The following is a 23,686-nucleotide window of genomic DNA, read 5'->3' on the forward strand; positions in this document are numbered from 1 at the left end:
TCAGGGGGCGTACGCCGCCTCACCGGTGTGCCCCGGAATAGACGAAGCCCCTGGCGCAATAGCGCAAGGGGCTCTTGCACAAAGATGCTACCCGAGGAAGGACCGAGGTGTCGGATCACGACCAGCTGCTGGTCATCGTCGACCCGGTCGCCCGCCGAAGCGACGGCGAGTCCGTACGGATCGCGAAAGATGTGCTGTGCGCGGGCGCGGAAGCGAAGATCTGCCTGCCGGACGGTCCGGAGGAATTCTCCCGGGTCCTGGCCCGGCGGGGCTCCCGGCGCCCGGTGGTGCTCGGCGACGACCGGGCGCTGCTGCGCACGGTGGCGCTGCTGCACCGGGAGCGCGCCCTCGCCGGGAGGTCACTCTCCCTGGTCCCGATCGGGTCCCCGGAGGCCCTGGAGGTGGCCCACGCGCTCGGCGTGCCGCGCTCCACGCCGGCCGCGGCGCGGGCGGCCCTGGACGGGACCGTCCGCCGCCTGGACCTCCTGGTCGACGACAGCGACGGCATCGTCCTCGGGGACCTCCTGGTCCCGGCCGCGCCCCTCCCGGACCCGGCGGTCCCGTCGGTCTGGGACACCTGCCGCTCCCTCGTCCGCACCCTGGTCCGGCCGGCCCCGACGGCCCTGGCGGTCCGCACCCACCGGCTGCGGGTGGAGGCGGACGGGATACTCCTCTCGGACGTCGACACCCCCCTGGAGGGCCTGACGGCCCGCTCGGTCGCGGGCACGGCCGAGGTCACCGTCCGTCCCCCCTCGGCGCCGCCCCACCACACCACCGCCCACACCCTCACGGTCTCGGGCCCGGACTTCCGCTACCGCGCGGACGGCCGTCTGACGGGACCGGTGCGGCGGCGGACGTGGACGGTGCGGGAGGGGGCGTGGGGGCTGACGCTGCCGGGGGTGTGACGTCGGAGGGGACGACGCCGCCGGAAGCGCGAAGGGAATCCCGTACGGGGGGACGGCCGGCCTCCCGTATCGCGCGGGCCGGTCCTCACACCTCCACCAGCAGCTCCTCGTACCCCCTGATCACGAACCCCGGTTTCCGCACCGGTTCCGCCACCAGGCGCATGCCCGGGGCCTGTCTGAGGAGTTCGCCGAAGACCGCCGTCAGTTCGAGGCGGGCCAGGGGGGCGCCCAGGCAGTAGTGGATGCCCGCGCCGAAGGTGACGTGGGGGTTGTCGGCGCGGGTGAGGTCGAGGGCGTCGGCGGTGGGGCCGAAGCGGGACGGGTCGCGGTTGGCCGAGCCGAAGAGGAGGGCGACCTCCGAGCCGCGCGGGACGGTCACTCCGCCGATCTCGATGTCGTCCAGGACCCAGCGTTCGAAGAGCTGGAGCGGGGTGTCGTGGCGCAGGAGTTCCTCCACGGCCGCGGACAGGTTCCCCGGGTCCGGGCGGAGCCCTTCGCGCAGGAGGGTGTACCAGCCGTTGACCGTGGTGTTCACGGTGGCCTCGTGGCCCGCGTTCAGGAGCAGGACGCAGGTGGAGACCGTCTCCTGCTCGGTCAGCTCCGGGACCCCGACCAGCGCCGAGAGCAGGTCGTCCCCGGGGTGCGCGCGGCGCCTCGCGATCAGCTCCCGCAGGTAGTCCGAGAACTCCACCGACGCCTCGACGGCCCGCCGGGCCGTCTCCTCCGAGGGGTTCAGCTCGTACATCCCGCAGATCGCCGCCGACCAGGGCCGCAGCCGCGCCCGCTCCTCGTCCTCCTCCGGGATGCCCAGCATCTCCGCGATCACCGCCACCGGCAGCGGTTCCGCGACCGCGGCCTGGAGGTCGCCGCCGCCCTCCGCCACCAGCCCCCCGACCAGATCGGCGGCGAGCCGCCGCACCGTCGGGACCAGGCCCTCCACCGTCCTCGGCGTGAACGCCTTCGAGACGAGCCGCCGGATGCGGGTGTGGTCGGCCCCCTCCAGGTCGAGCAGCCCGTGGTCGTTGAGCGTGTGGAAGGGCTCGTGCGCCGGGTCCGGGGCCTCCCGGCCGAACTCCTCGTGGGTGAACCGGTGGGTGTACGTCCGGCCGAGCCGCCGGTCGCGCAGGAGCGCCGAGACGTCCTCGTGGCGCGGGATCAGCCACTGGCGGGCCGGTCCGTACCAGTGGGCGCGGCCCGCCGCCCGCAGCTCGGCGTAGGCGGGGTACGGATCCGCGACGAACTCGGCGGACCAGGGGTCGTACGCGGTGTCGGTGGCGTCCATGGACGGACGCTACCCGCCCGCGACTTCCTCCAGCCGCCGGACCGCTTCCCGGCCGGATTTCGACCGCCGGGCCGGGCCCGTACGGGCCGGAGCCGTACCGGCCGGCCCCGCCTCAGCCCCCGCCCCGCCTCAACCTCCGGCCCGCACCAGGCCCGCCTCGTACGCGAAGACCGCCGCCTGCGTCCGGTCGCGGAGGCCCAGTTTCACCAGGACGCGGCTCACGTGGGTCTTGATCGTGGACTCCGCGACGACGAGGTGGTCCGCGATCTCGGCGTTCGACAGACCCTGCGCGATGAGGACGAGGACCTCCGTCTCGCGCTCGGTCAGCTCCCCGACCCTCGCCGTCGCGGGCGGGCGCGGGGAGGAGCCCGGTGCCTTCGCGAACTCGGTGATCAGGCGCTTGGTGACGGTCGGCGCGAGCAGCGCCTCGCCGGCCGCGACGACCCGCACGCCCTCCGCGAGCTGCCGGGCCGAGGCGTCCTTGAGAAGGAAGCCGGAGGCCCCGGCGCGCAGCGCCTGGTACACGTACTCGTCCAGGTCGAAGGTGGTCAGGACCAGTACCTTCGCGTCCGCGTCGGCGGCGACGATCTCCCGGGTGGCCTCGATGCCGTTCAGCTCGGGCATCCGGATGTCCATGAGGACCACGTCGGGGCGGAGGGCGGCGACCTGGGCGATCGCCTCCCGGCCGTTGACGGCCTCCCCGACGACCTCGATGTCCGGCATCGCGCCGAGCAGCACCGAGAAGCCCTCCCGGACCATCATCTGGTCGTCGACGATCAGCACCCTGATGCTCATTCCGCCGCCTCCTCACGGCTCACGGGGACGAAGGCCGTCACTTCGTAGCCGCCGTCGCCGGTCGCCTCCGCCGTCATCTCGCCGCTCAGCATCGCCACGCGCTCCCGCATGCCGGTGATGCCGTGCCCGGCGCCCGGGGAGGGCTTCACGAGACCGCGCGCGGGCCCGTTGGCGACGCGCAGGCCGAGGCCGCCGAGCACATAGCTGACCTCGACCTTCGCCGCCGCGCCCGGCGCGTGCCGCAGCACGTTCGACAGGGCCTCCTGGACGATCCGGTACGCGGAGAGCTCCACGCCCTGCGGCAGCTCGCGCACCGCGCCGGTCACCGTCTTCTCCACGTCGAGCCCGGCCTCGCGCACGTTGGCGACGAGGGCGTCCAGGTCGGCGAGGGTCGGCTGCGGGGCGTCGGGCGCCTCGTAGTCCTCGGCCCGGACGACGCCGAGGATGCGGCGCAGCTCGGTCAGCGCGGCGACCGCGTTCTCGCGGATGGTGAGGAACGCCTGCTCCAGCTCCGGCGGCGGGTTCTCGACCCGGTACGGCGCGGCCTCCGCCTGGATGGCCACCACCGACATGTGGTGGGCGACGACGTCGTGCAGCTCGCGGGCGATGGTGGTGCGCTCCTCCAGGAGGGTCCGCTTCGACCGCTCCCGCTCGGTGACGGTCTGCTGAGCGGTGACCTCGCGGTCGGCCTCGCGGCGGACCTGGAAGACGGTGACGGTGAGCAGGACCAGGGCCGAGACGAAGATCATCGCGACGGCCTCGGAGTCGTTCCCCGTGCCGAGGAACATCCCGGTGAAGAGGCTGAAGGCCCCCGTCACCAGCCACATCCACACCGCCGCGCGGGGCCGGGTGCGGGCGGCGACCACGGCGAGGACCACCAGGTGGGAGAAGAACGTCGTGTGCGACCAGGGCCAGCCGGCGTCGTAGTCGGTGAGGTAGCCGATGAAGGGGGCCGAACCGAGCGAGGCCCAGAAGGCGAGGACCGGCCGGACCAGGGTGAGCAGCACGAGCGCGGGCGGCGCGCAGGAGATCACCAGCGTCAGCGGGGGGAAGCGGGTGTCGGTGGTCTCGTACCCCGCGGCGAAGGCGATCGCGGCGAGGAACGCGACGACCGCGTGCGGGAAGAACCCCGCGTGCGCCCGTATCCGCCGCGGCAGGAGGCGCGCCAGCCGGCTGGTGACCTCCACGGGAGGCATCGGCCGGTAGGCGAGGGCGTCGTGGAAGAGTTCCTGCCGCAGCCCGCCGAGGACGACCTGTACCAGGTGGAACTCGGGGGCGCGGCTCGTCCCGGGGGTCTGTGTCTGAGTCACGCGGATCACGGTACGGGGGCGGGGGAAACGGGTCGTCCCACCGCGTACGGATCCTTCCCCGTCCCCCCTGAGTACTACGGAGTCCCCCGCGCCGGCGCCGGGCCTCCCGGACGCGGCGCCGGTCCCGTCACCAGGCCAGCTGGGCGATCTCCTCCGCGACCACCGCGCACGCGTCCGCCGACGGGTCGATCAGCGGGAAGTGGCCGGCCTCCTCCAGGAGCGTCAGGCCGACCGTCTCGCCCGCCTCCGCGGCCGCCTCCGCGAACGCGTCGGCGACGGCGTGCGGCACGACGACGTCCTCACGGCCCTGGACGACGGTGGTGGCGATCCCGGTCGGGAGGAGGCGGGCGGGGTCGGCGCGGGCCGCCCGCTCCTCGTACGCGCCGGGTCCGCCGAGGAGTTCGGTGACCGCGCCGCCGCACACCCCCAGCTCGACCGCCCGCCCGAAGTGGGCGATCGGGGCGAGGGCGACGACACCGCGCAGCGGGGGCGGGGCCGGGAGCCGCCAGGGGGAACCGGCGGGCAGGACGTGCCGGGCCGCGGCCCACAGGGCGAGGTGGCCGCCGGCCGAGTGCCCGGTGAGCACCGTCCGGCCCGGATCGGCCCCCGGCAGGTGCGCGGCGGCGAGTTCCGGCACGGCGTCCAGGGCGGCGGCCACGTCGTCGAAGGTCTCGGGCCAGCGCCCGGCGACCGGGGCCGCACCCCCCTGGCGGGGGAGGGTGCCGCCGCGCCGGTACTCGACGCTGGCGACGGCGAAGCCGCGCCGGGCCAGGAAGTCCGCGAACGGGGAGAGGTGCCGCCGGTCGTACGGAGCCCGCCAGGCGCCGCCGTGCAGGGCGACGACGAGCGGGGCCCGGACGCGCCCGTCGCGCGGGGCGTAGAAGTCGACCACCTGGTCCGGGTGGTCGCCGTACGCGGCGGAGGCGTCCGGGGCGACGGCCGGGTGCGAGAAGGCCGACGCCTCTTCGGCGGCGTCGCGCGCGGCGGGGTCCATGGGCTGCTCCAACCTCTCCGGTACGGGGCCGAACTGGCCTGACCTGCGGGGACGGTACCAGGATCGGGACCGCGCGAGCGGGTGGCCTTCGGGCCCCGGGGAGGGTCCGGGTGCACGGGGGGCCGCCGGGGCGGACGGCCCGTCCGGGGCCCGCCGGGACCTGATGGTTCCGGCGGGCCCCGGCGGGGTCCGGCAGGTCCCGGGGGCCCGGGGAGCTACGCCCCCGGAGCGCCCGTCCCCGCCGGTACGTCCGCCAGGACCTCCGCGAGGACCCGCGCCGCCCGCGCGGTGTCCGCGAACCCGACGTACAGCGGCGTGAAGCCGAACCGCAGCACGTCCGGGCGGCGCAGGTCGCCCACGACACCGCGCCGGATCAGCTCGGCCATCACCGCCGGGGCCTCGGCGCAGCGCAGCGCGACCTGGCTGCCGCGCTCGGCGTGCGCCTCCGGCGTGACCGGCTCGACCCGGCCCCCGGGGGCGTACGCCCGGACGCACTCCAAGAAGAAGTCCGTCAGCGCGAGGGACTTGGCCCGCACGTCCTCGATCGCGACCCCGTCCCACACGTCGAGCGCCGCTTCGAGCGCCAGCATGGAGAGGATGTCGGGGGTGCCGACCCGGCCCCGCGCGGCGCCCGGGGCCGCCTCGTACCCGGGGGCCATGGCGAACGGGTCGGCGTGCGAGTTCCAGCCGGGCAGCGGCGAGTCGAAGGCGGCCTGGTGGCGCTCCGCGACGTACAGGTACGCGGGCGAACCGGGGCCGCCGTTCAGGTACTTGTACGTGCAGCCGACCGCCAGGTCGACCCCGTGGGCGTCCAGGCCGACCGGCAGGGCGCCCGCGCTGTGGCACAGGTCCCAGACGGCGAGCGCGCCCGCCGCGTGCAGGGCGGCGGTGGTGCCCGGCAGGTCGTGGAGCCTGCCGCTGCGGAAGTCGACGTGGTTGACGAGGGCGGCGGCCGTGCGCGGACCGGCCGCCTCCGCCATCCCGGCGGGGGCGACGGGCACGATCCGGTGGCCCGTCATCCGCGCCGCCGACTCCGCGACGTACCCGTCCGTGGGGAAGGTCGTCGCGTCCACCAGGATCTCGTCGCGTCCCGGGCCGGCCAGGCGGGCGGCGGCGACGACCGCCTTGAAGACGTTCACGCTGGTCGAGTCGCCGACCACGACCTGCCCGGGGCCGGCGCCGACGAGCGGCGCGATCCGCTCGCCGATCCGCTCGGGCGCGGTCCACCAGCCGGACTCCTCCCAGGAGCGGATGCGCAGCTCACCCCACTCGCGGGCGACGACGTCGGCCATGCGGGCGGGAACGTGGGCGGGCAGCGCGCCGAGCGAGTTGCCGTCGAGGTAGACGGTGTCCTCGTCGAGGACGAACCTCTTCCGGTGCCCGGCCAGTTCGTCGGCCGCGTCGAGGGCGAGGGCCTTGCCCTCCAGCGGGTCAGACATGGCTGCGGGCCGTCCAGAGCTCGGGGAACACGTTCTTCCGGGCCCGCTTCTCCAGCCAGGCCACGCCCGCCGAACCGCCGGTGCCGGTCTTGGCGCCCATCGCGCGCCGGGTCGCCACCAGGTGGTCGTTGCGCCAGCGCCAGACGAGCTCGGCCACGTCGCTCAGGGCCTCGCCGAGCCGGACCAGTTCGGCGTTCTGGTCGGGGTCCGCGTAGATCCCGGCCCAGACCGCCTCGACCTCGGGCGAGGGCTCGTACCGCTGCGAGAGGTCGCGGCCGAGGACGGCGGCGGGCACGGGCAGGCCGCGCCGGGCGAGCAGGCCGAGGACCTCGTCGTACAGGCTCGGCTCGTGCAGGGCCTTCTCCAGCTCGGCGTGGACACGGGGCGCGCCCCGGTGCGGCACGAGCATGGACGCGGACTTGTCGCCGAGCAGGAACTCCATCCGCCGGTACATCGCGGACTGGAATCCGGACCCCTCGCCCAGGGCGCCCCGGTAGGCGTTGAACTGGGCGGGGGTGAGCTGGGCGAGCGGCCGCCAGGAGTGGTTCAGCGCCTCCAGCTCGCGCACGGAGCGCTTGAGCGCGTCCATCGCGACCGGCACGCGGTCCTCGCGCAGGGCACGGCTCGCGGTCTCCCACTCGTGGACGATCACCGTGAACCACAGCTCCATCACCTGGGTGGTGACCAGGAAGACCATCTCGCCGGGATCGTCCGAGCGGAGGTGCTGGAGGTGGGTGAGGACGTCCGCCTGGACGTAGTCCTCGTACGGCGTCGTGCCCGCGAAGTCGAGGTTGGGATCCTCGACGGCCTGGTCGGCCTGCTCGGCCCGGTCGGCCCGGTCGTCTGCGGAGGCATCGGGAGAACCCGGGAAGGTGGACATTTCTGTCTCCTCGAAACGTTCTACCGGGTAGCGGTCCGCTCCTTCCGTGCGGCACCGCGTGCGACACGGGAGCTCCGGTCCCCTCGGGAGGCCCGCTCCGTCGCGTGCCGTCCCAGACGCATCATGACACGGTCGGGCCCGTGATGTAGTTCCCGTCTTCGTCGTACGGATAGGCGTTCGACCGGCAGCCGTTCAGGCCCTTGATCTGCTGCATCATCGCGGGGGCGAGCTTGCCCGGACCCGGGCAGGCCATGTGCGTCCGGATGCCGATCTCGTGCCCGACCTCGTGGTTGATGATCAGGTGGCGGTACTCGGCGGCCCCGCCCGCGAAGGTCGGCGAGCCCAGCATCCACCGCCTGAGGTTCACGACGACGCCGTCGGTGGTCTCGCAGTTCAGCTCGCCGTGGGTGTCAAGTCCCTGGCGGAGGCAGAGGGCGTCCGCCGTGTCGGGGGTGGCGATCCGGATGACGAAGTCGGCGTTCTCCGAGACCAGCTGGAAGCGGCCCCGGCCGTGCGCCGCCCAGCTGCGCGGATGGGCCAGGATGCGCTGGATCTCGTCGGCCGCCTGGCGTGCCGAGAGGTCGATGCCGTCCTCGACCTGGACCCGGTAGCGGCGCAGGACCCCGCGGTCGCCGGTGACGGCGCCGGCGGCCCGCGCGGTGGTGAAGGTCCCGGGGCCGGACTTCGGCACGGTGGGCTTCTTCGGGGCGGTCGTCGCCGGGGGCGTCGTCGGCGTGGGCTTCGCCTTCGGCTCCGGCGGGGTGGTGGCGGGCGCGGCGGTCGTCGGGTCCGCCTCCCCCGCCATGGGGCCGGGCGCGGGCGGAGCCGCCGTGGCACCGGTCTCCGTGCCGTGGAAGTGGGCGAGGGCGGCGCCGCCGCCGAGCGCGAGGGACGCCAGGATCAGGGCGGGGAGGACGAGCCGGCGTACGGGACCGCGTCTGGCCCCGCCCCGCCGCCGGCTCTGTGTTCGTCGCTGTCCTGCGGATACGGAGCGCTTGCCCACGACAGACTTCTCCCCTGCTCGGCCGGTGTGGGGGAAGAGGAAGTGGGGCCTCGGTACCGGCTTTTTCTTTGCTGCGGTCCCGGGGATCGTACCGGCCCGTTCGAATACGCTCGAATGACGCGGGGCGGTTTGTACGGGTCCGTTCCCCGGGCGCGGGACGCGCGGGCCCCGGCGGCGCGCCCCGCGAAAGCCCAGCGTGCCCCGTGCGCGAGTCCGTGCCGAAACGCGCGCGAGCCCGGGACGCGACACGCGGAAGCCCGGAGTGCGACGCGCGCGAGTCCGGGACGGAACGCCCAGGAGTCCGGAACGCGTCGCACACGCGCCCGGAACGAAACACGCGGGAGCCCGGGGCGACCGCCCCGGGCTCCCGCGCACGCCGCTTTCACGGACGCCGCTTTCACGTGGTCGTTTTCGCGGACGCCGCTCCCGCGCGCGCCGTTTTCGCGGACGTCAGCCCAGCGTCTCCGCCGCCGTCTCCGAGGAGTCCCGCAGGAACGTCGTGCAGCGCTCGTACTCCTCCTTCTCCCCGATCTCGCCGGCCGCCCGCGCCAGGGCGTGCAGCGCGCGCAGGAAGCCCCGGTTCGGCTCGTGCTCCCACGGCACCGGGCCGTGGCCCTTCCAGCCGTTGCGGCGCAGCGCGTCCAGTCCCCGGTGGTAGCCGGTGCGGGCGTAGGCGTACGACTCGACGACCCGTCCGCCCTCGTAGGCGTCGTCGGCGAGGCGCGCCCAGGCGAGCGAGGAGGTCGGGTACTTCGCGGCGACCTCCGCCGGATCGGTACCGTTCGCGAGCAGTTCGCGCGGTCCCGGCTCGTCGGGCAGGTGGGTGGGGGCCGGTCCCCCCAGCAGGTTCTCGTGGATGGCCATGGGGCCAGTCTGCCTCAGTGCGGACCCGGACCCGGCGCCCGGCGGCCTCCCCCGGTCCGGCCTCCCGGACGGGCTCTCCGCCCGCGCCTCCGCCCGCTCCCCCGGGCCCCGCCCCGGGACGGGCCGGTCTCAGGCCGTCCGCAGCCGTCCCGCCGCCCTGACCAGCGCGTCCACGCCCCGTTCCGCCTTGGCGCGGGGGCAGCCCACGTTCAGCCGGACGAAGCCCGGGGTGCCGTACGTCCCGCCCGGCATGATCGCGACCTTCTCCACCGTCACCAGCTCCTCCTGGAGCCGGGTCTCCTCGATCCCCAGGGGCCGCAGGTCGATCCAGGCCAGGTAGCCGGCCTGCGGGGGCTCCCAGACCACCCCGGGAAGCCCCTCCGACAGCCGCTCCCGGAGCAGTTCCATCGTGCCCGCGACGTAGCCGCGCAGCTCGTCCAGCCAGGCCGCGCCGTGCCGGTACGCGGCGATGTGGGCGGTCAGCGAGAGCACGGCGGGCGAGGCGAGCCCCTCCCCGGTCTCCACGCGCCGGACGAAGGCCTCCCGCTCGGCGGGATCGCCGATGATCCCGTACGAGCCGGAGAGGGCGGGGAAGTTGAACGCCTTCGTGGCCGAGGTGACCACCGCCCAGCGGCGGCCCCGGCCCGGTTCCGCGATCCGGGCCCACGGCACGTGGCGGTGTCCGTCGGCGGTCAGGTCCGCGTGGATCTCGTCGCTGACGACGCTCACCCCGTGGCGTTCGGCGAGGGCGGCGAAGGAGGTCAGCTCCTCCTCCGTCCACACCCGGCCGGTCGGGTTGTGGGGGGAGCAGAGCAGCAGCATCCGGCTGTCCGGCCGGGCCAGCTCGCGCTCCAGGGCCTCCGCGTCCCCGACCGGGACCCCGCGCAGCTCGCGCCCGAGACCGGTGACGGCCTTGCGGAAGCCGTCGTACGTGGGGGTGTGGACGACCACGCCGTCACCGGGGCCGGTCCACATCCGGAGGAGCTGCGAGAGCTGGCTGAGGACGGAGGGCGCGTACACCAGGGAGTCCGGATCGATCCCGGTGCCGTGCCGGCTCGCGTACCAGTGGCGCACCGCCTCGCGGAAGCCGCCGAGCCGCCAGTCCGTGTAGCCGAGGACCCCGTGGTCGACGCGCTCGCGGAGGGCGGCGAGGACGTCCGGCGGGGAGGCGAAGTCCATGTCGGAGATGGTGAAGGGCAGCAGGTCGGACACGCCGAAGCGGGCCGCCGTCCCGTCCCACTGGACCGACCAGGTGCCACGCCGGTCGATCTCCCGGTCGAAGTCGTACATCGGTCCCCCTCGCCGACGCGCGAAGGGTCCGGCACCCCGCGAGGCACCGGACCCTCCGTCCGCACGGTCGCTTCGTTACTTCAGCTTCGTACCGGTCGAGCGCAGCGCGGCGCACGCCTCGGTCACGCGGGTGGCCATGCCGGCCTCGGCCAGCTTGCCCCAGGTGCGCGGGTCGTAGGTGGACTTCTTGCCGACCTCGCCGTCGACCTTCAGGACGCCGTCGTAGTTGCGGAACATGTGGTCCACGACCGGGCGGGTGAAGGCGTACTGGGTGTCGGTGTCGAGGTTCATCTTCACGACGCCGTTCTCCAGGGCGGTGGCGATCTCCTCGGCCGTCGAGCCCGAACCGCCGTGGAAGACGAAGTCGAACGGGTCGGCCTTGCCGAACTTCGCGGCCACGCCGGCCTGGAGGTCCTTGAGCAGCTCGGGACGGAGCACGACGTTGCCCGGCTTGTAGACGCCGTGCACGTTGCCGAAGGAGGCGGCGAGCAGGTAGCGGCCCTTCTCGCCCAGGCCCAGGGCCTCGGCGGTGCGGATCGCGTCGTCCACGGTGGTGTACAGCTCGTCGTTGATCTCGTGGCTGACGCCGTCCTCCTCGCCACCGGTCGGGGTGATCTCGACCTCGAGGATGATCTTGGCGGCGGCGGCCTTCGCGAGCAGCTCCTGGCCGATGGCCAGGTTGTCCGCGAGGGTCTCGGCGGAGCCGTCCCACATGTGCGACTGGAACAGCGGGTCGCCGCCGGCCTTGACGCGCTCGGCGGAGATGTCGAGCAGCGGACGGACGTAGCCGTCCAGCTTGTCCTTCGGGCAGTGGTCGGTGTGCAGGGCGACCGTGATGTCGTACTTCGCGGCGACGATGTGCGCGAACTCGGCCAGGGCGACGGCGCCCGTGACCATGTCCTTGTTGTACTGACCGCCCAGGAACTCGGCACCGCCGGTCGAGATCTGGATGATGCCGTCGCTCTCGGCCTCCGCGAAACCGCGCAGCGCGGCGTGCAGGGTCTGGGACGAGGTCACGTTGATGGCCGGGTAGGCGAACTTGCCTGCCTTCGCCCGGTCGAGCATCTCGTTGTAGACCTCGGGGGTTGCGATGGGCATTCGTCCGCTCCTTGTGATGTGCGGGGTGTGTGCTGTTGCTGTCCCTGACCTGGGGGCGACGTCATCGTCACCCCCATCCTTCCAGACTCTTCCCCGGGCTCCCACGGGCCCGGTACGCCGAGGGGCGGGGTGTTTCACGTGAAACACCCCGCCCCAGGACAAAGCAGCAGGTCAGAGCCGAATCCGGTCCGGCCGCCGACCCGCGTCACGGCTTCGCGGCGGTTACGCCAGGCCGAGGTCCGCGAGCCGGTAGGCGGTGAGGTACGGAAGTCCCGCCTCCGCGACGGCGTCGGCGGCGCCCCGGTCCACGATCGTGGCCACGGCGACGACCTCGCCGCCCGCCTCGCGGACGGCCTCGACGGCGGTCAGCGGCGAACCGCCGGTGGTCGAGGTGTCCTCCACGACGAGGCAGCGACGGCCCTTGACGTCCGTCCCCTCGATGCGGCGCTGCATGCCGTGCGCCTTCTGCGCCTTCCGCACGACGAAGGCGTCCAGACGCTGTCCGCGCGCGGCGGAGGCGTGCAGCATCGAGGTGGCGACCGGGTCGGCGCCCAGCGTCAGACCGCCGACGCAGTCGAAGTCCAGGTCGGCCGTGAGGTCGAGCATGACCTGGCCCACCAGCGGCGCGGCGCGACCGTCCAGCGTGATCCGGCGCAGGTCGATGTAGTAGTCGGCTTCCCGACCCGAGGAGAGGGTCACCTTGCCGTGCACCACGGCCTTGTCCTTGATCTGCTGGAGCAGGTCAGCGCGTACGTCAGTCATGGCCCCGAGCTTAAGGGGCCGCCCGTCCGCCGGCTCCTCCCGGGCGGGGCGCCGCCGCGCGCGGACGCCGGATCACGGACGCCGCCAGCTCCAGGTGCTCTCGATCTCCAGGGGGTCGATCGGGGTGACCAGGCGCGGGTGGGTGTTGAGGCCGTTCGGGGGACCGGACTGCGGCTCGACGCAGACCGCCTCGGCCTGCTCGTCGTAGACCACGACCCACTCGGAGCGGGAGGTGATCCTCAGCTCCAGCTCCTCCGGCCAGGTGAGGGTGGCGTCGACGCCGCCGGGCATGCCGAAGCAGTCGTCCCAGGGGCCGGGGAGGGGGGTGATCCGGCGGCCGGTGGGGAGGTGGTCCTCGCCGCGCTCCTCCTGCCAGGCGGGGGCGAAGTCGAGCCGCACGTCCTGGCCGCCCTGCCCGAGGTTGCGCAGGAACCACGGGTGCCAGCCGGCCTGGGCCGGGAAGGAGTCGTCGTACGCCTCGACGCCGAAGCGCAGGGTGAGGGAGTCCTCGGCCAGCTCGAAGACCTGGGTGACCCTGCCCCCGTACGGCCACGGGTCGCCGAGTTCGCAGACGAGGACGGCCTCGGTGGCGGAGGACCGGACGGTCTTCCAGGCACGGTGGCGGACGGTGCCGTGGATGGCGTGCGGGGGTGCGTCGACCGGCAGTTGGTGGACGGTCGCGCCGTTGCGGAAGCGTCCGTTCTCGGTCCGCCCGCACCAGGGCGCCATCGGGAAGCACCCGTACCGCTCGCCCTGGCGCAGCACCTCGGTGCCGCCGATGCGCAGGCTCTCGATCCGGCAGCCGTTCTCGGGGCTGATGGTCAACTCGGCGTCGCCCGCCGTCAATCGTGTCTGCATGCTCACCCCCCCGACCCTAATCCCGCGAGGCGCGGAACGCGGCCGGCCGCCTCAGCGGCGTCGCCGCAGGGCCCGGCCGACGACGACGGCGGAGGCGAGCGCGAGGGCCGCCGCCGGCGCGAGCCAGCGCAGGGCGGCACCGGCGCCGGCCGCCTCGGGCGCGGGAACGGGGGCGTACCGGCCGCGCGGCGGGGCGTGGTCGACCTCCTCGGCGCTTCTCCCGATCATGGTCCGGCGGGCGTGGGCGGCCTCGGCGGCGGGCTGCGGGGCGGGGAACGCGAGCGGCGTGCCGTCGAGGTCCCCGTCGTCGGGAAGGGGGCCGGGGACGGGGGGCGACACCGGCACGTCGAAGAGGACACCGGGCTCCTCCACCCCGTCGTCCACGCCGTCGGCGGCGGCACCGGTCCCGGCGCCGGGACCCGGGGGCTCCTCCGCGCCGCCGTCCGGGGCGGCCGTCTCCTCCCGCGCCTCCGGGAGGACCTCGCCGGGCTCTCCCGCGAGCCCCGCCACCGCCTCCACGAACCGGCCGAGGAGCCGGGCGCCCGTCGCGGACCGGACCTCGTCCGTCGTGTCGGCGAGCCGGCCGGTCGCCGTCAGGGCGCCCGTGAAGCCCATGCTCGTGCCCCCGGCCACCGGGGTGAGGACGACGGTGAGCGACAGCTCCGACCCGCCCTTGCCCCGGACCTCGACGCCTTCGCCCTCGTAGGTGATGGCACCGTCCCGCTCGACGATCCGCAGCGCGCCCCGGTAGGTAATGGTGCTGCCGCCGACCCTGACCCGGAGGCGGCCCGTGAGGGGGTCCGCCTCCGCGTCGGCGTCCCGCTGGAAGCCGGGGACGCAGCGCACCACGCGGGCCGGGTCCGTGAGCGCCGCGCGCAGGGCCTCGGCCGGGACCGGGACGAACACCTCATGCTCCATGGGAGCCGAGCCTACTCAGACCGGGGCGCCGCGTCGCCCGTTCGACCCGCACCGGGACGCGCGTGCCCCGGCCGCTCAGTCGCCGTAGCGCGGATGGACGAGGGTCGAGGGCGGCTGTCCGGCGCCCCGGGTCCGTTCGGCGCGGAGCGCGGCGGCCTCCAGGACGTCCGCGTCGAGCGAACGCGGCCGGGGCGCGTCGGGGGCGAGGCCGAGGACGGGCGGACGGGTGCCCGGGGCCGCCAGGAGGAAGCCCCAGTCGCCGGGGCCGCCCGTGCCGCTGCGCCGGTCGGCGCGGTCGGGGCCGGCGGCGAAACCGGGGGCGCGGCCGCTCGCGCTGTAAGGGCGGGTGGCGAAGCCGGCGGCGCGCAGGGTGGCGTCGACCGTCCAGTAGGTGCGGGGGCGGTCGGTGACCGAGCCGGCGTGGACGGAGAGCCGCCCGGAGCCGGACAGGACCCGGGCGACGAGTCCGTAGAACTCCTGCGAGTACAGCTTGGTGCTGGGGGTGATCCCCGGGTCCGGCAGGTCGGAGACCACCACGTCGTACCGTTCCCGCGCCCGGTCGGCGGCGCCGCGCAGCCAGTGGAAGGCGTCCGCGTGGACCACCCGGACGCGGGGATCCCGGAACGCCCTCCCGTTGAGCCGGGCGAGCGCCGGGTCGGTCCTGGCCAGGCGCACGACTCCGGGGTCGAGCTCCACGACGGTCACGGAGCGGACCCCGGAGTGGCGCAGCACCTCGCGGACGGCCATCCCGTCCCCGCCGCCGACGATCAGCACGCGCGCGTGCGGGCCGTTCATCGCGGGATGGACGAGCGCCTCGTGGTAGCGGTACTCGTCCTGGCCGGCCACCCGGAGCCGGCCGTCGAGGAACAGGTCGGGCGGCCCCTCCGGGCCCCCCGTCACCACGACCTCCTGGACGTCGGTGTGGACGGCGACCCGCACGTGGTCCCCGTACACGGCCCGGCGCGCGGCCTGTTCGAAGTCGTCCACGAGCACGGTCGCGGTGGCGAGGAGGGCCAGGACGCACAGGTTCACGGCCAGGAGCAGGGTCCGGGAGCGGGCGGTCAGGTCGTGGCGGAACACCCGGAGGACGAGGCCGCCGCCCGCGACCGCGTTCACCGCTCCGGTGACGAGCGCGCCGGTGAGCTGGCCGAGCCAGGGCAGCAGCAGGAACGGGAAGGCGAGGCCGCCGGCCAGCGCGCCGACGTAGTCGGCGGCGAAGAGGTCGGCGACCGTCCCGGCGGCGTCGTCCGGCTCCCCCGGTCCCGCCCGCCGCCCGGTCCGCTGCATCAGCGACATCAGGAGCGGGATCTCCGCGCCGATGAGCACCCCGATGGCGAGCGAGAACGCCACGACCACGTACCGCGATTCGCCGAGCCAGGCGAAGGCCGCGTACAGCGCCATCGCCGAGCAGCCGCCGACGAGCGCGAGCCCGGCCTCGACCAGGCCGAAGCCGACGGCGGCGCGGCAGCGCAGCCGTTTGGCGAGGAGCGAACCCACTCCCATCGCGAAGACCATCACGGAGAGCACGACGGACGCCTGGGTGACCGAGTCCCCGATCAGATAGGAGGCGAGCGCCACCAGTTCGAGTTCGTAGACCAGGCCGCAGGCCGCGCAGACGAAGACCACCGCGAGGACCGGGAACCGCGCCGTCCCACGGGGTCGTGCGGGCCTCCGGGCGGGCGGGCGGGTGGGCGGCCGCCCCACCCGCCCGGGCGGCATGGTCGTGGTCGGCTCGATCATGCGGGTAACGCTACGTCACACCCCGTACGCTCCTTGTCACCCACGCGTGTGCACCGGGCGCATCGGGGGGCGCATCGGAGTGCGCCACGCATACGCGCCGGAGAACGGCGTACGCGGATGCCGGGACACGGCCGGCGGCGCCTCCGACCGGGGCACCACCGGCCGCGCCTCGTCCGGGACACGGCCGGCGGCGCCTCGTCCGGGACACGGCCGGCGGCGCCCCCGCTCCGGGACACCGCCGATGACGTCTCCGCTCAGGACACGACCGGCAGCGCCTCGCCCACGGCGCGGCCGGTGGCGCCCCCGCTCAGGACACGACCGACGGCATCCGCGCGCCGACCCTGGTCCTGGTCACCACCAACTGCCCCTCCTGCGGATAGGCGTGCCAGGTGCGCCAGCGCACCTGGCCCTCGTGGCGGTGGGCCAGCATCGCGGTGAAGGCGTGCGGGGAACCGGGGAAGGTGCCCGCGAGCCCGTGGGGGTGATCGGAGACGAGGGCGAGCAACTCCTGGGCGCGGCCCGCGAAGGAGCCGCTGGAGAGCGTCTCGACGCGCGCGGCGAACTCGTACTCCCACCCGTTGACGCGCTTGGAGACGCCGAGCGGGAGCGGGGTGCTGCTGCCGGGCATGCACGCCACGGTCTCCGAACAGGTGCGCCCCTCCTCCTCCAGGAGGACCTGATGGGAGGCTCCCAGGAGCCTCAACTGAATCTTCGCGCCGGTGAGTTCGAGGTCGAGCACGGCGAGCGAGGGCAGTGGTTCCCGCCCGAGGGCCCAGGCCAGGTCGGCCGCGCGCGTGTCGGTGTAGGAGGTTTTCAGGGTGGTGAGCATGGGTCGGCTCCGCAAACACGGTTTGGCGGGTGGGCCGGGGCGCCCCGGTGAAGGGTTCAACGGGGGTGGGGAATCGCCGGCTCGGGTCCACACACGGTCCGAGGGCTGTCTCTGTCAGGAGCGAGAGAACCACGCTCATCGGAAGAGTCGCAGCGGTTTTACCCAACTTGCCGTGGTTTCCAACCCCTTCGGGGTCCCCACAGTTCACTTGTTCAATCGGAATCGACCTGCGCGCCCGCCGGCCGGCCCATCCGTGTGCTCAGCTGCCGCCGCAGCCGGACCCGCATCCGGAACCGCAGGAACTGGCGGATGCGCAGCTCCCGCCGGAACCCCCGCCCCCGTCGGCCCAGCTCCCGCGGTTCCGCTTCCCGCGCCGTCCCCCGCGCCGGGGGGCGGGCCCCCGGGCGGACGCGGTGCGGTAGGCGGCGAGGGCGCGGCGGATCTCGGCGCGCCGGGCGGCGGCCTCCCGGCGCTTCTCGGCGGTGGCGACGAGGCCGATGACGGCCAGGGCCCCCACGACGACGATGCCGATGACGATTCCCATGTGTGTGTCCCCCGTTCTTCTGTGCGAGGGAGATTCCCATGCCGCCGGGGCGCCAAAGCGCACTTGAGCAAGTCCAGAGCTTGGCCCCAGGATGACGGGCATGACACGACCGCCGCTCAACCGCCGCCTCGCCGGGTTCGGCACGACGATCTTCGCCGAGATGTCCGCGCTCGCCGCCAGGACCGGGGCGATCAACCTCGGCCAGGGGTTCCCCGACACCGACGGCCCGGAGGAGATCCGGGAGGCGGCGGTGCGCGCCCTGCGGGACGGCCGGGGCAACCAGTACCCGCCCGGTCCGGGCGTCCCCGAGCTGCGGACGGCGATCGCGGACCACCAGCGGAGGCGGTACGGCCTGGAGTACGACCCCGACACGGAGGTCCTGGTCACGGCGGGCGCCACCGAGGGCATCGCGGCGGCGCTGCTCGCCCTGGTCGAGCCGGGCGACGAGGTCATCGCCCTGGAGCCGTACTACGACTCGTACGCGGCCTGCGTCGCGATGGCCGGCGGCACCCGCGTTCCCGTCACCCTCCGCCCCCACGAGGGCTCCTACGTCCTCGACCTGGACGAGCTGCGGGCCGCCGTCACCGACCGGACCCGGCTGATCCTGCTCAACACCCCGCACAACCCCACCGGCACCGTCCTCACCCGGGCCGAGCTGGCCGCCGTCGCGGAGCTGGCGGTCGAGCGGGACCTGCTCGTGGTCACGGACGAGGTCTACGAGCACCTGGTCTTCGACGGCGCCGAGCACGTGCCGCTCGCGACGTTCCCCGGCATGCGGGAGCGCACGGTCACCCTCTCGTCGTCCGGCAAGACGTTCTCGTTCACCGGCTGGAAGGTCGGCTGGGCCGTCGCGGACGCCCCGCTGATCGCCGCCGTCCGCACCGCCAAGCAGTACCTGACGTACGTGAGCGCGGGCCCCTTCCAGTACGCGATCGCCGAGGCGCTGCGGCTGCCGGACGCGTACTTCGACGGATTCCGCGCCGACCTGCGGCGCAGGCGCGACCTGCTCGGCGACGGCCTGCGGGCGGCCGGGTTCGAGGTCTACGTGCCCCGGGGCACGTACTTCATCACCACCGACATCACCCCGCTCGGGGAGGAGGACGCCCACGCCTTCTGCCGCTCCCTCCCCGAACGCTGCGGCGTCGTCGCCATCCCCAACTCCGTCTTCTACGACGACCCCGCCACCGGCCGCGGCCAGGTCCGCTTCACCTTCTGCAAGCGGAAGGAGGTTTTGGACGAGGCAGTAGCCCGCCTCCAGCGGCTCGCTCTCTGAAAGCGAGCCGGACGGCTCCCGCGGACGAAGGGCCCGGCATCCGCTCGCTGAGGGAAGCCGGGCCGTGTACCGAACGGCGAATTACTCGGTGTCCTTAGGATGCCTGGTCGAGGCATGGACGAGGATGACGGTCGAGGTCTCCGGGCTGACCAGGTATCGCACCCGGCCACCGCTGGTGATCTCGTACTCCCACTGTTCCAGGGCGGAACCCTTCCACTCCTTGGTCGCGTGCCTTCCCCGAAGTTGATGCTGACGATTCCAGTTGTCACGCGACAGCGGGTCGGTGCGCAACGCCTCCAGGCAGCGGTGTGCGTTCGGCAGCGCGGCTCGGCACAGCTCTTCCCAGCCCGTCACGGCCTCGGTCGTCCCGAAGACCACGTTCCATCCACTCAAGGGCGGAACGCTGACCCGATCGCCCTTCTTCGGGCTCACCCGCGCACCTCGACCGGGCCCAGGTCGTCGCCGTCAAGGGGGCGTAGCGCTTCCCTGAGCTGCGCCGGATCGGCATTGACGCGGGCTGTCGCCCTCCAGGACACAAGCGTGCGGTGCACGGCCTCCCTGGCCCCGAGTTCGGCGGCGTCGGAAAGCGCTTCGAGCAACTCCACCGTGAACGCGCGCATCTCCTCGTCGTCCAGATGCCGCACCCAGGGGAAGACCTCCGGCAGCGCGAGCAGCAGTGATCGGGCCCCGTCGTCGTGCTTCATCAGCGCAAGGAAGAGCCGCGACGCGGTCGTCAGGTTCTCCTCCGTGCGCTCAGCGTGTATCGCCGTGGTCAGCACCATGTCTGGCGCGTCCCGATGGGTGACGCGGAGGCAGCCGAGGGCAGCGGCCCGGGCAGCCACAGCTTTCGGGTTCCGGGACAGATCGGTGAAGGAGACGGACTCCGGCTCAGCTCCCAGCTGCGTAACGCTCATACTCAGACTGTACTCAGACCACAGTCTGATTTCCAGTGATCGGCGGACCTTGAGCCGCATGCCTTCACCCTCTGCCAGCGGGACGACGTCCTCCACGAGGCCGTCGGCCGGCTGCGGCGCCTGGCGGGCTGAACCCGCGCCCGGGAAGCGCCGTCCGGCCGTACCGGAACGCGAAGGAGCCCGGTCCCCCTCCCGGCGGGAGGGGGACCGGGCTCCCGTGCCGGGTGCCGGAGGCTCAGGCCTCGTCGTCCCCGGCCTTGTCCTCCGGAGTCTCCAGGCCGAACTGCTCCACGATCCACTTGTCGAACTCGATGGAGGCGCGGACCCAGCTCACCGTGGAGGACACGAAGTGCTCCAGGGCGACGCCGGTGCCGATCAGCATCTGGGCCTCACCGATGAGGCGGAGGGTGGCGGAACCGTCCTCCTCCTCGTGCAGGTGGGTGTAGACCTTGGGCCACAGGGTGCGGCGGTTCCAGTCGTCGATCGCGTCGAGGATCTTCACGCGGTCGTCGGCCGAGTGGGGGCGGTCGTAGAACGTCCGGACCGAGAAGACCTGCTGCTCGTCCTCGCCGCGGAACATGAAGTAGGTGCGGAACTCCTCCCACGGAGCCGCGAGGTCGCCCTCGTCGTCGACGACGTACTTCAGTTCCATCTGGTCGAGGAGCTGCTTGACGAGGTCCTGGTCGGGGACGACGGGGCCCGCCGGTCCTGCGGCCTGAGGCTGGGGCTGACCCCCGAAATTCGGAATCGAGGACGGGTCGATGCTCACCGTGTATTTCCCTTCGTACGGATGCCCGCCATCCTCCCCCATCCCGGGCGGTCCGTGGCAACCCCCGCCTACCGCGATCCGCTGCGAGCTGACAGGATCCGGTGCCCATGGGGGACGACACGGGGGCGGGACGGAAGCCGGCGAAGCGGCGCCGGCGGATCTGGATCGGGGCGTCGGCGCTGGCGACGGTGGTCTGCGGCGGGCCGCTGGCCCTGCTGGTGTGGGGCGCCATGGCCTGGGACGACATCGGGAAGCCGGAGCCGGCCGACTGCTCCGAAGTGATGACCTTCGCCCGGGGGAGGCTCCCGGCGGACGCCCGGGACGCCCGGTGCACGGCGGCCCACTGGCAGGACACGCGGGCCGTGGCCGAATTCCGTACGGGGCGGGCCGTGGCCGGGGCCTGGCTGGCCGCGACCTACCCGGCCGGGAAGCCCGCGCCCTCCTGCGAGCAGGACGTGTGCGTGGACGTGGCGTACGGCCAGGAGCTGTACGTCCACGTCCGGATCGCGTACGAGGACGGGGAGACCGCCCTCGTACGCGTCGAGGCGTTCGACACCTGACCCGGCGGGGTCAGCGGGCCGGGCCCACGGCCAGACCGTCCCCGGAGCGGTCCACCCGGACCGTGTCGCCGTCCCGGATCTCGCCCGCCAGGATCTCCCTGGCGAGCCGGTCGCCGATCGCCGTCTGGATCAGGCGGCGCAGCGGCCGGGCGCCGTACGCGGGGTCGTTGCCCTCCTCGGCCAGCCACTCCAGGGCCTCCGGGGTGACGTCCAGGGTGAGGCGCCGCTCCGCGAGCCGTCCGGCGAGCCGGTCGACCTGGAGCCGTGCGATCCGGCCCAGCTCGGCCCGGTCGAGGGCCGAGAAGACCACCAGGTCGTCCAGCCGGTTGAGGAACTCCGGCTTGAAGCTGGCCCGCACCACGTCCATGACCTGCTGCTTCTTGACCTCCTCCGAGGTCGTCGGCTCGACCAGGTACTGGCTGCCCAGGTTCGAGGTCAGGATCAGGATGGTGTTGCGGAAGTCCACCGTCCGGCCCTGCCCGTCGGTGAGCCGTCCGTCGTCCAGGACCTGGAGCAGGATGTCGAAGACCTCCGGGTGCGCCTTCTCCACCTCGTCCAGGAGGACCACGCTGTACGGGCGGCGGCGGACCGCCTCCGTGAGCTGGCCGCCCTCCTCGTAGCCGACGTAGCCGGGGGGCGCGCCGACGAGCCGGGCGACGGAGTGCTTCTCGCCGTACTCCGACATGTCGATGCGGATCATGGCCCGCTCGTCGTCGAAGAGGAAGTCCGCGAGCGCCTTCGCCAGCTCGGTCTTGCCGACGCCGGTCGGGCCGAGGAAGAGGAAGGAGCCGGTGGGCCGGTCGGGGTCCGCGATCCCGGCGCGGGTGCGGCGCACGGCGTCGGAGACGGCCCGCACGGCCTCGCTCTGGCCGATGAGCCGCTTGCCCAGCTCGTCCTCCATACGGAGCAGCTTCTGCGTCTCGCCCTCCAGGAGGCGGCCGGCGGGGATGCCGGTCCAGGAGCCGACCACGTCCGCGATGTCGTCGGGGCCGACCTCCTCCTTGACCATGGTGTCCTTCGCGGACTCCTGCCGGGCCTCGGCCTCGGACGCCTCCTCCAGCTCCCGCTCCAGGGCCGGGATCTCCCCGTACAGCAGCTTGGAGGCGGTGTCGAAGTCGCCGTCCCGCTGGGCGCGCTCGGCGCGGCCCCGGGCCTCGTCCAGGCGCTCCTTCAGCTCGCCGACCCGGTTGAGGGACTGCTTCTCCTTCTCCCAGCGGGCGGTGAGGCCGCGCAGCTCCTCCTCGCGGTCCGCGAGGTCCCGGCGCAGCTTCTCCAGGCGCTGCCTGCTCGCCGCGTCCGTCTCGTTCTTCAGGGCCAGCTCCTCCATGCGGAGCCGGTCCACCGAGCGCTGGAGCTCGTCGATCTCGACGGGGGAGGAGTCGATCTCCATGCGGAGCCGGGAGGCCGCCTCGTCGACGAGGTCGATGGCCTTGTCGGGGAGGAAGCGGGAGGTGATGTACCGGTCGGAGAGGGTCGCGGCGGCCACCAGGGCGGAGTCGTTGATCTGCACCTTGTGGTGGGCCTCGTAGCGGCCCTTGAGCCCGCGCAGGATCGCGATGGTGTCCTCGACCGTGGGCTCGGCGACCAGGACCTGCTGGAAGCGGCGCTCCAGGGCGGGGTCCTTCTCGATCCGCTCGCGGTACTCGTCCAGGGTGGTCGCGCCGACCATGCGCAGCTCGCCGCGGGCCAGCATCGGCTTGAGCATGTTGCCCGCGTCCATGGCGGAGTCGCCGCCCGCGCCCGCGCCGACGACCGTGTGCAGCTCGTCGATGAAGGTGATGATCCGGCCGTCGCTCTCCTTGATCTCGGAGAGGACGGTCTTCAGGCGCTCCTCGAACTCGCCCCGGTACTTCGCGCCGGCGACCATCGCGCCGAGGTCGAGCGAGACCAGCCGCTTGTCCTTCAGGGACTCGGGGACGTCGCCCTTCACGATCCGCTGGGCGAGCCCCTCGACGACGGCGGTCTTGCCGACGCCGGGCTCCCCGATGAGGACCGGGTTGTTCTTGGTGCGGCGGGAGAGCACCTGGACCACGCGCCGGATCTCGTGGTCGCGGCCGATGACCGGGTCCAGCCTGCCCTCGCGCGCGGCGGCGGTGAAGTCCGTGCCGAACTTCTCCAGCGCCTTGTACTGCCCTTCCGGGTCGGGTGTGGTCACCCGGCGTCCTCCCCTGTTCGTCTCGAAGGCGGCGAGCAGCTTCTCGGCGCTCGCGCCCTGTTCTGCGAGGAGCTCACCGGCCCGGCCGCCCTTGGCGGCGATGCCGATGAGCAGGTGTTCGGTGGAGACGTACTCGTCTCCGAGTTCCCCGGCCCGCCGCGTGGCGTCCGCGACGACCGCGAGCAGTTCGCGGTCGGGCTGCGGGGGCGCGACCGTGGAGCCGGTGACGCTCGGCCGGGCGGCGAGCAGCCGCTCGGCGCCCGAGCGCACGGCCGCCTGGTCGGCGTCGACGGCGGCGAGCAGGTCGGTGATGTTCTCGTTGTCCCGGCCGGCGAGGAGGGCGAGCAGCAGGTGGGCCGGGGTCAGGTCCGAGTGCCCCTCGGACACGGCACGGCCGCCGGCCGCGTTGAGCGCGTCCCGGCTCCTGTTGGTCAGTTCGGCGTCCATGTGCGGTGCTCCTCCTCGGCGTGCGGGCCCCTCCGTGGTCTCCGTGACGGATCCACG

Annotated in this window: 23 protein-coding genes; 3 read left to right on the plus strand and 20 right to left on the minus strand. The window is 73.7% G+C overall.

Annotation, left to right across the window (positions count from 1 at the left end):
* Positions 1–107 precede the first annotated feature (107 nt).
* A complete protein-coding gene (locus tag ACFYZY_RS09210) occupies positions 108–905 on the plus strand; it encodes a diacylglycerol kinase (protein WP_388691225.1) in 798 nt (265 codons plus the stop codon).
* Between the two features lie 85 nt (positions 906–990).
* Here the strand turns inward: ACFYZY_RS09210 and ACFYZY_RS09215 are convergent, their stop codons facing one another.
* The 16 genes from ACFYZY_RS09215 to ACFYZY_RS09290 form a co-directional block, all read right to left on the minus strand.
* Positions 991–2,187, minus strand: coding sequence for a cytochrome P450 (locus ACFYZY_RS09215; RefSeq protein WP_388691228.1), 1,197 nt, complete (start codon positions 2,185–2,187; stop codon positions 991–993).
* 129 nt (positions 2,188–2,316) lie between these two features.
* Positions 2,317–2,982 (minus strand): response regulator, encoded by a 666-nt coding sequence (locus ACFYZY_RS09220; protein ID WP_388691230.1) that lies wholly within the window; start codon positions 2,980–2,982, stop codon positions 2,317–2,319.
* Entirely contained in the window at positions 2,979–4,301 is a 1,323-nt protein-coding gene (locus ACFYZY_RS09225) for a sensor histidine kinase (protein ID WP_388691233.1), read from the minus strand. The genes ACFYZY_RS09220 and ACFYZY_RS09225 overlap by 4 nt, the downstream gene beginning before the upstream one ends.
* Positions 4,302–4,419: 118 nt before the next feature.
* Positions 4,420–5,286 carry an alpha/beta hydrolase family protein gene (locus ACFYZY_RS09230; protein ID WP_388691236.1) on the minus strand — a complete coding sequence of 289 codons (867 nt, stop codon included), beginning with the start codon at positions 5,284–5,286 and terminating at the stop codon, positions 4,420–4,422.
* A 215-nt stretch (positions 5,287–5,501) separates the two neighbouring features.
* The gene (kynU, locus tag ACFYZY_RS09235; protein WP_388691238.1) at positions 5,502–6,725 is read right to left on the minus strand and encodes a kynureninase; all 1,224 of its coding nucleotides are present in this window, start codon (positions 6,723–6,725) and stop codon (positions 5,502–5,504) included.
* Positions 6,718–7,605, minus strand: a complete 888-nt coding sequence (locus tag ACFYZY_RS09240; RefSeq protein ID WP_388691241.1) for a tryptophan 2,3-dioxygenase — start codon at positions 7,603–7,605, stop codon at positions 6,718–6,720. Before ACFYZY_RS09240 ends, kynU begins: the two co-directional genes overlap by 8 nt.
* Before the next feature lie 121 nt (positions 7,606–7,726).
* Positions 7,727–8,608 carry a DUF3152 domain-containing protein gene (locus ACFYZY_RS09245; protein ID WP_388691244.1) on the minus strand — a complete coding sequence of 294 codons (882 nt, stop codon included), beginning with the start codon at positions 8,606–8,608 and terminating at the stop codon, positions 7,727–7,729.
* 450 nt (positions 8,609–9,058) lie between these two features.
* The gene (locus ACFYZY_RS09250; protein ID WP_388691247.1) at positions 9,059–9,472 is read right to left on the minus strand and encodes a DUF3151 domain-containing protein; all 414 of its coding nucleotides are present in this window, start codon (positions 9,470–9,472) and stop codon (positions 9,059–9,061) included.
* 129 nt (positions 9,473–9,601) lie between these two features.
* Positions 9,602–10,762: a MalY/PatB family protein gene (locus tag ACFYZY_RS09255; protein WP_388691252.1), complete on the minus strand. Its 1,161-nt coding sequence runs from the start codon at positions 10,760–10,762 to the stop codon at positions 9,602–9,604.
* A 75-nt stretch (positions 10,763–10,837) separates the two neighbouring features.
* Entirely contained in the window at positions 10,838–11,860 is a 1,023-nt protein-coding gene (gene fbaA, locus ACFYZY_RS09260; RefSeq protein ID WP_388691254.1) for a class II fructose-bisphosphate aldolase, read from the minus strand.
* Positions 11,861–12,082: 222 nt separating this feature from the next.
* On the minus strand, positions 12,083–12,622 hold the full coding sequence (gene pyrE / locus ACFYZY_RS09265; RefSeq protein WP_388691257.1) for an orotate phosphoribosyltransferase: 540 nt from the start codon (positions 12,620–12,622) through the stop codon (positions 12,083–12,085).
* Positions 12,623–12,694: 72 nt separating this feature from the next.
* Positions 12,695–13,480, minus strand: coding sequence for an aldose 1-epimerase (locus tag ACFYZY_RS09270; protein ID WP_388691352.1), 786 nt, complete (start codon positions 13,478–13,480; stop codon positions 12,695–12,697).
* Positions 13,481–13,531: 51 nt separating this feature from the next.
* Positions 13,532–14,398 (minus strand): SRPBCC family protein, encoded by an 867-nt coding sequence (locus ACFYZY_RS09275; protein WP_388691259.1) that lies wholly within the window; start codon positions 14,396–14,398, stop codon positions 13,532–13,534.
* 75 nt (positions 14,399–14,473) lie between these two features.
* On the minus strand, positions 14,474–16,117 hold the full coding sequence (locus ACFYZY_RS09280; RefSeq protein WP_388691355.1) for a polyamine aminopropyltransferase: 1,644 nt from the start codon (positions 16,115–16,117) through the stop codon (positions 14,474–14,476).
* A 328-nt stretch (positions 16,118–16,445) separates the two neighbouring features.
* On the minus strand, positions 16,446–16,967 hold the full coding sequence (locus ACFYZY_RS09285) for a DUF2617 family protein (protein ID WP_388691262.1): 522 nt from the start codon (positions 16,965–16,967) through the stop codon (positions 16,446–16,448).
* Between the two features lie 259 nt (positions 16,968–17,226).
* Complete coding sequence (locus tag ACFYZY_RS09290) at positions 17,227–17,511, minus strand: hypothetical protein (RefSeq protein WP_388691265.1); 285 nt, start codon at positions 17,509–17,511, stop codon at positions 17,227–17,229.
* Positions 17,512–17,602: 91 nt separating this feature from the next.
* Between ACFYZY_RS09290 and ACFYZY_RS09295 the strand changes: the two genes are divergently transcribed.
* On the plus strand, positions 17,603–18,784 hold the full coding sequence (locus ACFYZY_RS09295) for a pyridoxal phosphate-dependent aminotransferase (protein WP_388691267.1): 1,182 nt from the start codon (positions 17,603–17,605) through the stop codon (positions 18,782–18,784).
* A gap of 81 nt (positions 18,785–18,865) precedes the next feature.
* Here ACFYZY_RS09295 and ACFYZY_RS09300 read toward each other — a convergent pair whose 3' ends face one another.
* The 3 genes from ACFYZY_RS09300 to ACFYZY_RS09310 form a co-directional block, all read right to left on the minus strand.
* Positions 18,866–19,177: a hypothetical protein gene (locus tag ACFYZY_RS09300; RefSeq protein WP_388691270.1), complete on the minus strand. Its 312-nt coding sequence runs from the start codon at positions 19,175–19,177 to the stop codon at positions 18,866–18,868.
* A 35-nt stretch (positions 19,178–19,212) separates the two neighbouring features.
* Positions 19,213–19,698, minus strand: coding sequence for a prevent-host-death family protein (locus tag ACFYZY_RS09305; RefSeq protein WP_388691273.1), 486 nt, complete (start codon positions 19,696–19,698; stop codon positions 19,213–19,215).
* Between the two features lie 235 nt (positions 19,699–19,933).
* Positions 19,934–20,467 (minus strand): YbjN domain-containing protein, encoded by a 534-nt coding sequence (locus ACFYZY_RS09310; protein ID WP_388691276.1) that lies wholly within the window; start codon positions 20,465–20,467, stop codon positions 19,934–19,936.
* A gap of 107 nt (positions 20,468–20,574) precedes the next feature.
* Here ACFYZY_RS09310 and ACFYZY_RS09315 point away from each other — a divergent pair, with 107 nt between their 5' ends.
* Positions 20,575–21,027 (plus strand): hypothetical protein, encoded by a 453-nt coding sequence (locus tag ACFYZY_RS09315; protein WP_388691279.1) that lies wholly within the window; start codon positions 20,575–20,577, stop codon positions 21,025–21,027.
* A 10-nt stretch (positions 21,028–21,037) separates the two neighbouring features.
* On the opposite strand, the gene clpB is transcribed toward ACFYZY_RS09315, so the two are convergent.
* Positions 21,038–23,629, minus strand: a complete 2,592-nt coding sequence (clpB, locus tag ACFYZY_RS09320) for an ATP-dependent chaperone ClpB (protein ID WP_388691282.1) — start codon at positions 23,627–23,629, stop codon at positions 21,038–21,040.
* Positions 23,630–23,686: the final 57 nt, after the last annotated feature.

The sequence above is a fragment of the Streptomyces sp. NPDC001744 genome (genome assembly GCF_042892575.1).
GTDB lineage: Bacteria > Actinomycetota > Actinomycetes > Streptomycetales > Streptomycetaceae > Streptomyces.

Excerpts from the sequence above, each read along its gene's own strand:
- ACFYZY_RS09215 (WP_388691228.1), bottom strand. The coding sequence starts at position 2,187 with ATGGACGCCACCGACACCGCGTACGACCCCTGGTCCGCCGAGTTCGTC.
- ACFYZY_RS09220 (WP_388691230.1), bottom strand. The coding sequence starts at position 2,982 with ATGAGCATCAGGGTGCTGATCGTCGACGACCAGATGATGGTCCGGGAG.
- ACFYZY_RS09230 (WP_388691236.1), bottom strand. The coding sequence starts at position 5,286 with ATGGACCCCGCCGCGCGCGACGCCGCCGAAGAGGCGTCGGCCTTCTCG.
- kynU (WP_388691238.1), bottom strand. The coding sequence starts at position 6,725 with ATGTCTGACCCGCTGGAGGGCAAGGCCCTCGCCCTCGACGCGGCCGAC.
- ACFYZY_RS09240 (WP_388691241.1), bottom strand. The coding sequence starts at position 7,605 with ATGTCCACCTTCCCGGGTTCTCCCGATGCCTCCGCAGACGACCGGGCC.
- ACFYZY_RS09250 (WP_388691247.1), bottom strand. The coding sequence starts at position 9,472 with ATGGCCATCCACGAGAACCTGCTGGGGGGACCGGCCCCCACCCACCTG.
- ACFYZY_RS09255 (WP_388691252.1), bottom strand. The coding sequence starts at position 10,762 with ATGTACGACTTCGACCGGGAGATCGACCGGCGTGGCACCTGGTCGGTC.
- fbaA (WP_388691254.1), bottom strand. The coding sequence starts at position 11,860 with ATGCCCATCGCAACCCCCGAGGTCTACAACGAGATGCTCGACCGGGCG.
- pyrE (WP_388691257.1), bottom strand. The coding sequence starts at position 12,622 with ATGACTGACGTACGCGCTGACCTGCTCCAGCAGATCAAGGACAAGGCC.
- ACFYZY_RS09270 (WP_388691352.1), bottom strand. The coding sequence starts at position 13,480 with ATGCAGACACGATTGACGGCGGGCGACGCCGAGTTGACCATCAGCCCC.
- ACFYZY_RS09275 (WP_388691259.1), bottom strand. The coding sequence starts at position 14,398 with ATGGAGCATGAGGTGTTCGTCCCGGTCCCGGCCGAGGCCCTGCGCGCG.
- ACFYZY_RS09280 (WP_388691355.1), bottom strand. The coding sequence starts at position 16,117 with ATGCCGCCCGGGCGGGTGGGGCGGCCGCCCACCCGCCCGCCCGCCCGG.
- ACFYZY_RS09285 (WP_388691262.1), bottom strand. The coding sequence starts at position 16,967 with ATGCTCACCACCCTGAAAACCTCCTACACCGACACGCGCGCGGCCGAC.
- ACFYZY_RS09290 (WP_388691265.1), bottom strand. The coding sequence starts at position 17,511 with ATGGGAATCGTCATCGGCATCGTCGTCGTGGGGGCCCTGGCCGTCATC.
- ACFYZY_RS09295 (WP_388691267.1), top strand. The coding sequence starts at position 17,603 with ATGACGGGCATGACACGACCGCCGCTCAACCGCCGCCTCGCCGGGTTC.
- ACFYZY_RS09305 (WP_388691273.1), bottom strand. The coding sequence starts at position 19,698 with ATGAGCGTTACGCAGCTGGGAGCTGAGCCGGAGTCCGTCTCCTTCACC.
- ACFYZY_RS09315 (WP_388691279.1), top strand. The coding sequence starts at position 20,575 with ATGGGGGACGACACGGGGGCGGGACGGAAGCCGGCGAAGCGGCGCCGG.
- clpB (WP_388691282.1), bottom strand. The coding sequence starts at position 23,629 with ATGGACGCCGAACTGACCAACAGGAGCCGGGACGCGCTCAACGCGGCC.